Here is a 12,493-nt window from a genome sequence, read left to right as displayed (position 1 = left end):
CACGGCGTCCACCGGCTCAGGGACGCACGTCGAGGACGTCGAGGAACCGCCGCAGAGCGTCGTTGAACTCCTCGGGCCGCTCCAGGTTCGGCAGGTGCCCGGCGTCCTCGACGACCACGAGCCGCGAGCCGCGGACAGCCGCGTGCATGGCCTCGGCCTCGGCGACGGGGGTGTACACGTCGTCCCGGCCGACCACGATCAGCGTGGGCACCCGGACCGCGGTCAGCACGGCCCCGTAGTCGGGCCGCCGGGCCCGGCCGCGCAGGGCCGCCGCGGCGCCCTCCGGGGAGGTGCCGCGCATCATCCGCAGCACGTGCGCGGCCACTTCGGGGAGCGCGGTCACGTTGCGGGGCGTGATCATCCGGTCGAGCACCTCGCTGGCGTAGCCGGCCATCCCCTCGGCCGGCAGCCGCTCGGCCATCGCGTCCCGGGCCCGCCGCCCCTCCGCCGTCTCGGCGCCGGGGAAGGTGTCGGCGAGCACGAGCCCGGCCACCCGGCCGGGGAACAGCCGCTGGAACTCCATGACGATCTGACCGCCCATCGACAGCCCGCCGACGACGGCCTCCGGTACGCCCAGGTGGTCCATCAGGGCGGCGATGTCGCGCGCGAAGGTCTCCAGCGGGGTGACCCCCGGGACCACCTCGCTCGCGCCGTAGCCGCGCAGGTCCGGCACGACCACCCGGCGGCCGGCCGCCGCCGCGGGGACCTGCGGGGCCCACATCGAGCGGTCGAAGGGATGGCCGTGCACCAGCACCAGGGGGGTGCCGGGCCCGTCCCCCTCGTCGTCGTACGCCAGTGTGACGCCGTTGACCGATGCCGTCGCCAAGGGGATCGCCTCGTCTCGCATGTTCGCCGTCCCGCAGGGGAGTTGACCGCGATGCTAGGTTCCCCGCCCCGCTCGGTGCAATAGCATCTTTGCTCTCGGTGCAATAGGGGAATCGCTTCAAAGGGGGAACAGTGAGGGACGACTACCGCACGGTCGCCGACGCCGTGGCGGCCGACATCGCCGCCGGACGGCTGCGCCCCGGCGACCGGCTCGTACCGCAGCGGACCTTCGCGCGGGCGCACGGCATCGCCAACTCCACGGCGATCCGCGTCTACGCCGAACTCGCCCGCCGCGGCCTGGTCGTGGGCGAGGTGGGACGCGGCACCTTCGTGCGTGCCGCACCGCCCGCCACGGGACCCGCCCTCGCCGAGCCGGCACCCCAGCGGATCGACCTGGAGCTGAGCCACCCCGTCGCCGAGGGCCAGTCGCAGCTGCTCGCCCCTGCGCTCGCCGCGCTGCAGCGCCCCGACGTCCTCGGTGCCGCGCTGCGCCCGCTGACCGCCGCGGGCACCCCGGCCGCGCGCGACGCCTTCGCCGAACTGCTCGCCCGTACCGGCCCACGCCCCGACCCCGGGCGGCTGCTCTTCGCGGGCAACGGACGCCAGGCCATCGCCGCCGCCCTGGCCGCGCTCGTCCCGCCCGGCGGCCGGCTCGCCGTGGAGGCGCTCACCTACCCCGTGGTCAAGGCGCTCGCCACGCGGCTCGGGATCGCGCTCGTCCCCGTCGCCTGCGACGAGCACGGGTTGCGTCCCGACGCCCTCGCGGAACTCCACCGGGCCGCCCCGCTGCACGCGCTCTACACCCAGCCCACCCTGCACAATCCGCTCGGCGTCACCATGCCGGAGGGCCGCCGGGCCGAACTCGCCGACACCCTCGGCCGGCTGGGCCTGCACGCCGTCGAGGACGCCGTCTGGGGATTCCTCGCCGCGGACGCCCCGCCGCCGCTCGCGGCGTACGCCCCCGACCGCGTGGTCCTGGTCGACAGCCTCTCCAAGCGGCTCGCCCCCGGGCTCACCGCCGGCGTCGTGCTCACTCCGCGGGAGCTATCCGCCCCGGTTTCCGCGGCCTTGCGCTCGGCGGCCACGGCGGCCTCCGGTTTCGCGCTGGCCGCCGCCTGCCGGTGGATCGCCGACGGCGCCGTGGACGCGGTGGTGGCGGCCAAGCGGCGTGACGCGGCCGCGCGGGCCCGCATCGCCGCCGAGCGCCTCGCCGGGTTCTCGGTCACGGCGGATCCGCGTGCCTGCTTCTGCTGGTGGCGGCTGCCCGGGCCCTGGCGCGCCGACACCTTCGTCGCGGCCGCCGCCCGGCAGGGCATCGCCGTCACCCCCGCGGCCGCCTTCGCCGCGGGCCGCGGCAGCGCGCCGCACGCCGTACGGATCGGCCTCGCCTCGCCGTCCCCGCAGGTCCTGGGCGACGCGCTGGGCGTCCTCGCGCGGATCGCCAGGGGCGGTCCAGAGGACAATTGCGCCGACTGATCACAAGGGGCGGCGAATCCTAGCGAGTCGCCCGCACATGCCTCCGGAAAATGCCCCAACTCACCTTTTTCGCGTACGGGATGAGTAACGTTCCGTGCTGTTCCGTATACCAGAAGTGGCGGCGAAGGGGTGCGCGTGCCCGGCATAGACGAGTGCCTTTCCGAGGCGCTGGCGATTCCCGGTGTGCTCGGGGCGAGCGTGGTCGACTGGAGCAGCGGCCTGCTCCTCGGGGCGGTCGGGCAGGAGCCGGGACACGGTCACGAGGCGGCCGCCGCGGACACCACCGAGGCGGCGCGGGCGGTCGTGGAGGGCGGTACCTTCACCGCGAAGGAGTCCGGAAGGGTGCCGGTCGAGGACATCATCATCACCGCCCCGGGGAGTTACCACCTCATCCGCTTCCTCGACACCTCCTTCGACAGCGACGTCATCCTCTACCTGTGGCTGGACCGGTCGATGGCCAACCTGGCCGTCGCCCGGCTCGGGCTGCAGTCCATCGCCGAGCGGCTGGTGCTCGTATGACGGGCACGGAGGCGGGGCGGCCGGCACTGGCCGTGCGCGGTCTGCCCCGGCGCATTCCGGCGCGCGGTGGCGCGCCGGCCCAGGTCCGCGCCGGGGTGGTGGGCGCGTACGCCTTCACCGCCGCGCTGGCCCGGCTCGCGGAGGCGAGGGCCAGCGGGGCGCTGTACGGATCGGCGGGGGCGGTCTACCTGCGCGAGGGGGCGATCGTCCACGCCGAGAGCCCCTGCGCCCCCGACCTCGGGGTACGGCTCATGGCCTGCGGGCTGCTCTCCCCGGACCAGTGGCGCGAGGCGGTCACCACCGCGAGCGCCGAGCGTGGCGTCGGCGGGCACCTCGTCGACACCGGGCGGGTGGCCCGCGGGGAGCTCGAGCTGTGCCACCTGCTGGCGCTCTTCGACGCCGCCTACTTCACCCTGCTGCCCGACTCGGAACCCGACCGGTTCCAGCCGGGTGCCACCTCCCGGCTGGGTCCCATCTCCCGGCCGGTCCCCGCCCAGCGCGTGGCCAGGGAGGCGCAGCGGCGCCGCGCGCAACTGGAGCGGGCCTGGCCGTGGGACGACACCGACGCCGGCCCCGTCGTCCCCCGCTCCGAGGGCGAGGTGCGGGGCGGCCGGGCCAGGGCCCCCACGCCCGCCCAATTGGCGGTGCTGGCGGCGGCGGACGGATCCCGTACGCCGGTCCAGATCGCCTGGCACCTGGGACGTTCCGCCTTCGCGACCCTGCTGGACGTCCGTCGGCTGGCCGCGACCGGCCGGATCAGCATGCCGGTCCGCGCCCAGGCACCCGCGGCTCCGGCGCGCTCAGCGCCCGTGCCGCCCGCGTCGGTGCCGCCCGCGCCGCTGCCACCGGTGGCGCCTGCGCCCTTCGCCCACGGCGGACCGCAGCCGGCGGTCCTGTCGTCCTCCGATCCCTCAGTCGCCCTGTTGCTACGACTTCGTGCCGCCCTGGAGGCCCGCCTGTGAGCGCCCTGCCGACCCGCCCGGCGCCCGCCGAACGACCGTGGAGGAAGGCTCTGCGGCAGCTCGCCGGAAGGAGACAGCTGGTGGCACTCGAAGCCGATGTACTGGCCGAACTCCGGAGCCTGCGGGCGAGGGTGCCGCACCTGACGGGCGGGCTCGTCGCCAGCGTCGACGGCCTGGTCGTCGCGCACGACCTGAGCGGGCCGGAACCGGAGGGGGTCGCCGCGCTGACCGCCGCGGCACTGGGCGTGGCGGCCCGCATCACGGAGGCCACCGAATGCGGCGGCTTCCGGGAACTGCTCGTCAGGGGCGACCGCGGGTACATCGCCGCCTACGCCGCCGGCGGGGCCATGGCCCTCGCCCTGGTGGCGGGACCCGGCTCCAACGTGGGCCGCCTGCACCTGGAGGCACGCCGATCCAGTCGACGGATCGAGGATCTCGTCGACCTCGCGCTCCAACGTCAGGAGCGGAAATGACCGTAGGACCCAGCTCATCAGCCGACAAGCCGTCGGGCACCGCACGCGGCCGCGCCGTTACCGGACCCAGGCATTCGTCACGTCAGAGAACTCAACGACAAGGAAGTGAGACCGCAATGGCCAACACCGAGACCGCGCTGAAGGATGTAATGACGTCGATCGAGGGCGTCCTGGGCGTCGCTCTCGTGGACTACGGCAGCGGCATGGCCCTGGGCACCCTCGGGGGCTCCAAGGACCTCGACCTGACCGTCGCGGCCGCGGGCAACACCGACGTGGTCCGCGCCAAGATGCGCACCATGGAGATGCTCAACCTCAAGGAGCACATCGAGGACATCCTGATCACGCTCAACACCCAGATCCACATGATCCGGCTGCTGACCGGCCGCTCGGGCAAGGGGCTGTTCCTCTACGTCGCGCTGGACAAGGATCGGGCGAACCTGGCGATGGCCCGCCACCAGCTCAGGCGCATCGAAGCCGACCTGGAGGTCTGACCCGCCCCCCACGAGCCCGCGGCCGAGGGCGGCCCGGCACATGAGGCGCAAGCCGCCGTGTGCCGGGCCCCGCCCTGCCGGGACCGGGGTCACGCGGCCTCGGCGACCGGCGGGCGTGCGGCGAACATGCGCTCCACGGGGCTCCGTTCGGCCTCGTCCGGCTGGAGGCTGCGGCACGAGGTGCCGGCCGTGCTCCCCGACATCAGGCTGGAGCAGGACCCGGGCTTCTTGTCGTCGAGACCGAGGATGTGGCCCAGCTCCTGCGTCGCGATCTGCGTCGGGTCGTAGCCCTCGTCCACCGCCCGGCGGCCGATGTGGACGGTGCCGCGGCCGGGTTCCTCCTGTTCCGCGTAGGACCAGCCGTCGAAGGCGACGATGGTGACGTCCGCGACCCGGCCGGGCGCCACCGGCACGAAGGTCACGTTGTCCACCGCCTCGGCCCACGCGGCGACGGCGCCGGCGACCGCGCCGGTGAACTCGCCCGCCGCCCGGGCGTCGTAGGTGACGGTCACCGGTGCGGGCGCCGCCGCGTAGGCACCCGGCGACACGAGCGCGCCGACCGCGCCCGCGGCCGCCACGGCCATCAGCACCGAGCGGCGCCGGAGGTGGGGGATACGGGGCATGGCGAGGCTCCTTCGTCCTGGGGGCGGGTGCGTGCCCGTCCCGCCGGTCGGCGGTCGCGCACACGCCTCCGGTAGGCCTTGGCCGTCGGTGCACGTCACGTCGCTGATGTTCGGGACTTGACGGTGCGATCCGACCGGCGGTGGTCCTCGCGGAGGGCGACGGGACGGGGCCCCCGCGGCCCGCTACCGGCTCGTGGCGGACGCGGGTGCCGAGGGCGACGCGGCGGAGTGCCCGCCGTGGTGCGCCCCCTCCTCGACCCTGCCGCCCAGCTTCTCGCGCACCGGCGCCAGCGCCTCGGGATCCGCCTCCACCACCCAGCGCTCCCCGATCAGGTAGGAGCCGCCGTACGGCTCCGCCTCCTCCAGCCACGACTTCTGGCCGGCCTCGCTGGCGAAGGTGAGCATCACATAGGCACCGCGTGCCGTCGTGCACGCCCCCTGGCGCAGCTCCTCCACGTCGGTCTGCAGCTGCGGGGTGCACCCGACGGCCTCGCCGATCCGCTCCAGGGCGACCGGACCGCCCGCCGCATCCGTGTCCTGGCCGCCGCAGCCCGCCACCGCCAACGCGACGACCGCCACCGCGGCCACCTTCGGGCCCCACGAACGGAACACGGACACCGGCATCACCTTTCCTCGACTCCTGGCGCGGGCGGCACACGCCCCGCACGCGCACCGCGCGCGGGACGACGCTAACCCGAACGGCCCCATGACCCGTACAGCCTTGCGAAAAGCCCGCCCACGGGCGCGCGGTATGAAAAAATCCGCCGCCGCACGCTCCGGAGGGCCTGGCACCCCGTGACTCCGACACCTCCGATCGGGCATACTCCAACGCGCCGAAGCCGCAGGTCGGACCATGCCGTGACCCGGCAGGAGACCATCGGTCTACGGTCGACAACCCGGTAGCGCCGCCACACCCTGTGCGGACGCCGCCGCAGCGCCCGACAGGGAGGAGAGTGCCGCCATGTCCCACGACGGCCTTCAGCCGGTGGACCGACAGCTTCCCACCGAGGAGGCCCGCGACCTGCTCGCGCTCGTACGCGAGCTGGCCCAGCGGGAGATCAAGCCCAGGGCGGCCGAGGAGGAGGACGGGGGCGTCTTCCCGCGCGAGGTCTTCCGCCTCATCGGCGAGGCGGGGCTGCTCGGACTGCCCTACCCGGAGGAGTACGGCGGCGGTGGCCAGCCGTACGAGGTCTACCTGCAGGTCCTGGAGGAACTGGCGGCGGCGCGCCTGACCGTCGGTCTCGGGGTGAGCGTGCACACCCTGGCCTGCCACGCGGTCGCCCAGTTCGGCAGCAAGGAGCAGCGCACCGAGCACCTGCCGGCCATGCTCGGCGGCTCCCTGCTTGGTGCCTACAGCCTTTCCGAGCCCGCCTCCGGCTCCGACGCCGCGTCTCTGCGGACCCGTGCCACCCGTGAGGGCGACGCGTGGCGGATCGAAGGCACCAAGGCGTGGATCACCCACGGCGGTGTCGCGGACTTCTACACGGTGCTCGCCCGCAGCGGCGCCGAGGGCCCGCGCGGCATCACCGCGTACCTGGTGCCCGGCGACGCGGAGGGCCTGACCGCGGCGGTCCCGGAGAAGAAGATGGGCATGAAGGGGTCGCCCACGGCCCAGGTCCACTTCGACGGCGTGACCGTCCCCGACAGCCGCCGCGTCGGCGACGAGGGCCAGGGCTTCACCATCGCGCTGGCCGCGCTCGACTCCGGCCGCCTCGGCATCGCCGCCTGCGCCATCGGCGTCGCCCAGGCCGCGCTCGACGAGGCGCTCGCGTACGGGATGACCCGGCAGCAGTTCGGCCGTCCCGTCGTGGACTTCCAGGGGTTGCGCTTCATGATCGCCGACATGGCCACCAAGATCGAGGCCGGCCGGGCGCTGTACCTCGCGGCGGCCCGGCTGCGGGACGCGGGCCGGCCGTTCACCCGGCAGGCGGCCATGGCCAAGCTGTTCTGCACGGACGCCGCGATGCAGGTGACCACGGACGCGGTGCAGCTGCTCGGGGGCTACGGCTACACCGCCGACTTCCCCGTCGAGCGGTACATGCGCGAGGCCAAGGTGCTGCAGATCGTCGAGGGCACCAACCAGATCCAGCGCATGGTGATCGCCCGCAGCCTCGCGGGGCCGGAGAGCAAGGAGCGCTGAGACGGTCGTGCCGCGCCGCCCGGCGGGGGCGGCGCGGCACCGTGCGTACGGGGGCGCGGGTCAGGCCGCGCGCTGGAACGGCACGCGGATCGGCCGCGAACCGGGTCCGCCCACGTGGGAGAACGGCTGCGTGCGCCAGTCCAGCCCGGCGGGGAGCGTCAGCAGCGCGCCCCACTCCGTGTCGTCGTCCCGGGCGTCGCCGGGGGCCGGCGAGGCCTCGGCGGTGGCACGCCCCGAGCCGGGGCAGACCGTCAGCCCGAAGGGGTTCCACGGCGAGGCGCACAGCGCGTGCTGGGGCAGGACGTCCTCGTCGGTGAAGAGCGCGATCGGGCGGGCACAGTCGGGGCAGTGCACCCGGAAGATCTCAAAGCCTTCGTCGTCGAAGGCGTCTTCGGCGTCGTCCGCCGTCAGCAGCTCGAACGGCTCGCGACGTTCGTGCTCCTCCTCGAGCGCCACCAGCGTGCGTTCGCCGCGGCTGTGTCGTGCATGGGTGCGCATGGGTGCATCTCCCCCTCAGAAGAACGCCCACCAGCGGGGCAGACCGGGCTCTCGGCCTCGGCCATAGCGAGCATTTCCCGCCACCCGCCCGCGGTAATCACCGCCACTCCGAAAGGCGTTGACATCGGGTGTGGCCTTCGTCACACAGCCCTCCGCGAGGGTGTCCCGCGCCCCCGCCGGCGATGCCGTGCGCCCGCTCCGCGCCCTTCCTGTGGTCAGTCCCCGCGCGTCGCCCCGGCGTCGTGCGGCGGTGCCGTGCTCTTCCTGACGACCAGTCTGACGCCCAGCTCCATACGGGTGTTGCTCTTGTCGCCGACCTCGTCGGGCTGGGACAGCCGGAGCAGCATCCGGGCGGCCTCCTCGGCCATCTCGACCAGCGGCTGGTTGACGGTGGTGAGCGACGGGCTCGCCCACTGGGCGAGCGGGATGTCGTCGTAGCCCACCACGGACAGGTCGCGCGGCACCTGCAGGCCCTTGACCCGGGCCGCCTCCAGGACGCCGAGCGCCTGCAGGTCGCTGCCGGCGAAGATGGCGGTCGGCGGGTCGGGCCGCTCCAGCAGGGCGATGGCCCCGTCGTGCCCGCCCTGGACGTGGAAGTCCCCGTAGCGGATCAGGTCGTTGTCGACGGTGAGCCCCGCCATGCCCATGGCCGAGCGGAAGCCGTCGAGGCGGGCCAGGGAGCACAGCATGTCGTCGGGCCCGGTGATGATGCCGATGCGGCGGTGGCCGAGGTCGATGAGGTGCCGGGTGGCCGCGACGCCGCCGGCCCAGTTCGCCGAGCCCACGGACGGGACGTCGGGTTCGGGATCGCCGGCCGGGTCGATGATCACGAAGTTGATGGCCCGTGAACGCAGCTTGCGCTTGATGTCGTCGGGCAGCGAGGAGAAGACCAGGACCACGCCGAGCGGCCGGCGGCGCAGCACGCCCTCGATCCACTCGGGTCCGGGGGCGTGGCGGGTGCCGCTCTCGGTGAGCACCACGCTCATGTTGCGGCTCTTGGCGACGTTCTCCACGCCCCGGATGAGCTCCATCGCCCAGACGCTCTCGAGCTCGTGGAAGACGATCTCGATCAGCCGCGACTCGGGCTGGGTGGGGGAGGGGCGCTGGTAGCCGTTCGCCTCCAGCAGGCGCTCGACCTTGCTCCGGGTCGGCGCGGCCACATCGGGACGTCCGTTGAGCACCTTCGAAACTGTCGAAAGTGACACGCCCGCTTTCGAAGCCACGTCGGCCAGGGTGATCCGGCCCTCGGTCTCATCATCACGCATGCGGCACAGGATAGAGCACCGCCGTTCGGTAACGGTTTGGTCGCGTCAATTCCACGCTGTTGACCCCGGCGAAGGGGGAGCCTACGGTCCGTCGTCAGGCGAATTTCGGCAAAGCGGCCGAAACTTTCGAGAGGTCGATCATGAAGAAGCGTGCGTGGTTCCCCCGTGCCGTCGCCGGCGGCGCGACACTGGCACTGGGCCTGACCCTGACCGCCTGCGGCGGTGATGGCGCCTCCGCGGGAGGCGATTCCGGGACGATTCACGTCCTCGTGTACGGCGACTCCGCGAACAAGGTGGAGAAGGCGATCGTCGCCGAGTTCAACAAGACCTCGAAGGTCAAGGCCGTCCTCGACACGGTCCCCGGTGCGGACTACCAGCAGAAGCTGCAGACCGTCATCAACACCAAGCAGGCCCCCGACGTCTTCTTCAACTGGGGTGGCGGCAGCATCCAGCCGTTCGTGAAGGCCGGTCTGCTGCTCCCGCTCGACGACTTCATCAAGAAGGACCCGGGCCTGAAGGACAACTTCCTGTCCTCGGTCTTCAACACCGCGGTCGTCGACGGCAAGTCCTACGGCGTGCCGATGCGCGGCACCCAGCCGGTGCTGATGTTCAACAACAAGAAGGTCCTCGCGGACGCCGGCGTGCAGCCCCCGCAGACCTGGGACGAGCTCATCGACGCGGTCAAGAAGCTCAAGGCCAAGGGCGTCACCCCGATCGCGCTCGGCGGCGGCGACCAGTGGCCGACGCTGATGTGGTTCGAGTACCTCTACGACCGCGTCGCCGGCCCGGAGCTGTTCACCAAGGCGCTCGGCGGCGACAAGAGCGCCTGGGAGAGCGAGGACAGCAAGAAGGCGCTGGGCATGCTCAAGGAGCTCATCGACGCCGGCGCCTTCGGCACCAACTTCGACTCGGTGAAGTTCACCGACGGCGGCTCGCCCCAGCTCCTCGCCAGCGGCAAGGCCGGCTTCGAGCTCATGGGCTCCTGGGAGTACTCCACGCAGCAGGACGCCAGCCCGGACTTCGCCAAGAACGACCTCGGCTACACCAACTTCCCGACCGTCACCGGCGGCAAGGGTGACGCCGCGAACGTCGTCGGCAACACCAACAACTTCTACTCGGTGCTGAAGAAGACCGAGCACCCGGAAGCCGTCGCGGACTTCCTCAAGCTGATGTACTCCGACGACTTCGTGAAGCAGCAGCTGGCCATCGGCAACCTGCCGACCACCACGAACACCACCAAGTTCCTCGACTCGGCCGACAACCCGGACTACCTGAAGTACCAGTTCGACCTGGTCCAGAAGGCGCCCTCGTTCCAGCTGTCGTGGGACCAGGCCTACCCGCCGTCGGGCATCACGCCGATCCACCAGGCCGTGCAGCAGTTCTTCAACGGCCAGGTCGACGCGGACGGCTTCATCAAGGCCATGCAGGCCCTGCCCACCTCCTGAGAGCGACGTCCCGCATGGTCTCCCTCACTGCCTCCGTGACGGGCAAGCGGCAGACGCAGCGCCCGGCCGGCCGTACCATCGGCCGGCCGGGCCTCGCCTGGGCGCTCCCCGCCACGATCTTCTTCGCCCTGTTCGCCGTCGTACCGCTGGTGCTGGTCGCGGTCCTCTCCTTCACCACCTGGAGCGGACTGGGCTCGCCCGAGTACGCGGGCTTCGACACCTGGGTCCGGGTCTTCCAGGACCCCGTCATGATCAAGAGCCTCTGGCTGAGCGTGCTGCTCACCGTGCTGGGCGTCGTCGTCCAGACCCCGCTGAGCATCCTGCTCGGCGTCTGGGCGGCCGGTCCCCAGCGCAACCGCGCCGTGCTGTCGGCGGTCTTCTTCGTGCCGCTGCTGCTGTCCGCGACCGCCGTGTCGGTGCTGTGGCGCGCGCTGCTCGACCCGAACTTCGGTGTGCCCTCGCAGGCACGCTGGCTGTTCGGCGACGGCAACCTCTTCGGCACGCAGACCGCCGCGATCGGCGTGCTGGTGTTCGTCAGCACCTGGCAGTTCACCCCGTTCCACGCCCTGATCTACCAGGGCGCGACCCGGGCGATCCCGCAGGTGCTCTACCAGGCCGCGCAGATCGACGGCGCCGGCACCGTACGGCAGTTCTTCCACATCACGCTGCCGCAGCTGCGCAACTCGATCATCACCTCGATGATCCTGATGATCGTCGGCGGTCTCACCACCTTCGACACGGTGCTGATCCTCACCCAGGGCGGCCCCGGCACCGACACCACCATCAGCGCCTACTACATGTACGACAAGGCCTTCAAGGGGTTCGACTTCGGCGCGGGCGCCGCGGTCGCGCTGATGCTCGTCGTCGTCGCCACCGTGATCTCACTGATCGTCGTCCGCGTCTCCGGCTACGACAAGATGGCCGGCACCAAGGAGGGGCTCTGATGAGGCGCCGCCCCAACTACCTGGCGGGCCTGGGCGCCCTGCTGTGGCTCGCGCTGGTGGGCCTGCCGCTGTACGTCATGCTCGGCGCCACCGTGCAGACGCGCGCCGAGTACAGCGCCAACGGCCCGCTGGCCTTCCCCCGCTCCTTCACGCTGGACAACTACGTCCAGGACTTCAGCAACGGCTTCGGGCAGTACTTCCTCAACACGGTCGTCGTCACGGTCAGCGTGGTGGCCATCGTGCTGCTGCTCGTGCCGCCGCTGGCGTTCACCATCGTCCGCAACCGGGGCCGGGGCACCTCCGGGGTGTTCCGGCTCTTCCTGCTGGGCCTGGCCATCCCCGCGCAGGCCGTGATCGTCCCGATGTTCTACGTCATCAGCAAGGCCGGGCTCTACGACAACCTCATCGGCATCATCCTGCCGACGGCGGCGTTCTGCCTGCCGGTGTGCACGCTGATCCTGACCGGCACGATGCGCGACATCACCTCCGACCTGTTCGAGGCGATGGCCATGGACGGCGCCTCCGTCCGGCGGACCTTCTTCCAGCTCGTCCTGCCGCTGTCCGGTAGCGGACTGTCGACGATCGTCGTCTTCTCCGCCCTGCAGGCGTGGAACGGCTTCCTCTTCCCCCTCGTGCTCACCCAGTCCGAGGAGACCAAGGTGATCACGCTGGGCCTCTACAACTTCCGGACCCAGTACGGCATCAACATCCCCGGCCTGCTGGCCGCCGTGGTGCTGTCCACGATCCCCGTCCTGCTCGTCTACCTGTTCGCCCGCCGTGCCCTCGTGCAGGGGCTCATGGGCGTCGGAGGAAAGTGAACGACAACGTGACC

Annotated in this window: 14 protein-coding genes; 9 read left to right on the top strand and 5 right to left on the bottom strand. The window is 72.2% G+C overall.

Annotated features, from left to right (window positions below):
* Nucleotides 1-16 precede the first annotated feature (16 nt).
* Nucleotides 17-826: an alpha/beta hydrolase gene (locus OG937_07560; GenBank protein WUD71556.1), complete on the bottom strand. Its 810-nt coding sequence runs from the start codon at nucleotides 824-826 to the stop codon at nucleotides 17-19.
* 131 nt (nucleotides 827-957) lie between these two features.
* On the opposite strand from OG937_07560, the gene OG937_07555 reads away from it, so the two are divergent.
* The 5 genes from OG937_07555 to OG937_07535 all read left to right on the top strand — a co-directional run bounded on the left by OG937_07555 (nucleotide 958) and on the right by OG937_07535 (nucleotide 4,746).
* On the top strand, nucleotides 958-2,301 hold the full coding sequence (locus OG937_07555; GenBank protein WUD71555.1) for a PLP-dependent aminotransferase family protein: 1,344 nt from the start codon (nucleotides 958-960) through the stop codon (nucleotides 2,299-2,301).
* Nucleotides 2,302-2,436: 135 nt separating this feature from the next.
* Nucleotides 2,437-2,820, top strand: coding sequence for a hypothetical protein (locus tag OG937_07550; GenBank protein ID WUD71554.1), 384 nt, complete (start codon nucleotides 2,437-2,439; stop codon nucleotides 2,818-2,820).
* Entirely contained in the window at nucleotides 2,817-3,782 is a 966-nt protein-coding gene (locus OG937_07545) for a transcriptional regulator (protein WUD71553.1), read from the top strand. The genes OG937_07550 and OG937_07545 overlap by 4 nt, the downstream gene beginning before the upstream one ends.
* A gap of 80 nt (nucleotides 3,783-3,862) precedes the next feature.
* Nucleotides 3,863-4,255 (top strand): roadblock/LC7 domain-containing protein, encoded by a 393-nt coding sequence (locus tag OG937_07540; protein ID WUD71552.1) that lies wholly within the window; start codon nucleotides 3,863-3,865, stop codon nucleotides 4,253-4,255.
* A gap of 116 nt (nucleotides 4,256-4,371) precedes the next feature.
* A complete protein-coding gene (locus tag OG937_07535; GenBank protein ID WUD71551.1) occupies nucleotides 4,372-4,746 on the top strand; it encodes a hypothetical protein in 375 nt (124 codons plus the stop codon).
* A gap of 89 nt (nucleotides 4,747-4,835) precedes the next feature.
* Here OG937_07535 and OG937_07530 read toward each other — a convergent pair whose 3' ends face one another.
* Complete coding sequence (locus OG937_07530) at nucleotides 4,836-5,369, bottom strand: snapalysin family zinc-dependent metalloprotease (GenBank protein ID WUD71550.1); 534 nt, start codon at nucleotides 5,367-5,369, stop codon at nucleotides 4,836-4,838.
* A gap of 183 nt (nucleotides 5,370-5,552) precedes the next feature.
* On the bottom strand, nucleotides 5,553-5,987 hold the full coding sequence (locus tag OG937_07525) for a hypothetical protein (protein ID WUD71549.1): 435 nt from the start codon (nucleotides 5,985-5,987) through the stop codon (nucleotides 5,553-5,555).
* Between the two features lie 343 nt (nucleotides 5,988-6,330).
* On the opposite strand from OG937_07525, the gene OG937_07520 reads away from it, so the two are divergent.
* Nucleotides 6,331-7,509, top strand: a complete 1,179-nt coding sequence (locus tag OG937_07520; GenBank protein ID WUD71548.1) for an acyl-CoA dehydrogenase family protein — start codon at nucleotides 6,331-6,333, stop codon at nucleotides 7,507-7,509.
* Between the two features lie 60 nt (nucleotides 7,510-7,569).
* On the opposite strand, the gene OG937_07515 is transcribed toward OG937_07520, so the two are convergent.
* Nucleotides 7,570-8,007: a hypothetical protein gene (locus OG937_07515; protein ID WUD71547.1), complete on the bottom strand. Its 438-nt coding sequence runs from the start codon at nucleotides 8,005-8,007 to the stop codon at nucleotides 7,570-7,572.
* A 215-nt stretch (nucleotides 8,008-8,222) separates the two neighbouring features.
* Nucleotides 8,223-9,272 (bottom strand): LacI family DNA-binding transcriptional regulator, encoded by a 1,050-nt coding sequence (locus OG937_07510; protein WUD71546.1) that lies wholly within the window; start codon nucleotides 9,270-9,272, stop codon nucleotides 8,223-8,225.
* Nucleotides 9,273-9,412: 140 nt separating this feature from the next.
* On the opposite strand from OG937_07510, the gene OG937_07505 reads away from it, so the two are divergent.
* From OG937_07505 to OG937_07495, 3 genes are read left to right on the top strand one after another with little or no spacing between them, the layout of a single operon-like run.
* The gene (locus OG937_07505) at nucleotides 9,413-10,717 is read left to right on the top strand and encodes an extracellular solute-binding protein (GenBank protein WUD71545.1); all 1,305 of its coding nucleotides are present in this window, start codon (nucleotides 9,413-9,415) and stop codon (nucleotides 10,715-10,717) included.
* A 14-nt stretch (nucleotides 10,718-10,731) separates the two neighbouring features.
* Nucleotides 10,732-11,661, top strand: a complete 930-nt coding sequence (locus tag OG937_07500) for a sugar ABC transporter permease (protein ID WUD71544.1) — start codon at nucleotides 10,732-10,734, stop codon at nucleotides 11,659-11,661.
* Entirely contained in the window at nucleotides 11,661-12,479 is an 819-nt protein-coding gene (locus OG937_07495; GenBank protein WUD71543.1) for a carbohydrate ABC transporter permease, read from the top strand. Before OG937_07500 ends, OG937_07495 begins: the two co-directional genes overlap by 1 nt.
* Nucleotides 12,480-12,493 lie beyond the last annotated feature (14 nt).

The sequence above is a fragment of the Streptomyces sp. NBC_00510 genome (assembly GCA_036013505.1).
GTDB lineage: Bacteria > Actinomycetota > Actinomycetes > Streptomycetales > Streptomycetaceae > Actinacidiphila.
Note: the sequence above shows the minus strand (reverse complement) of the source record. Positions and strands in the feature narration are given on the sequence as shown.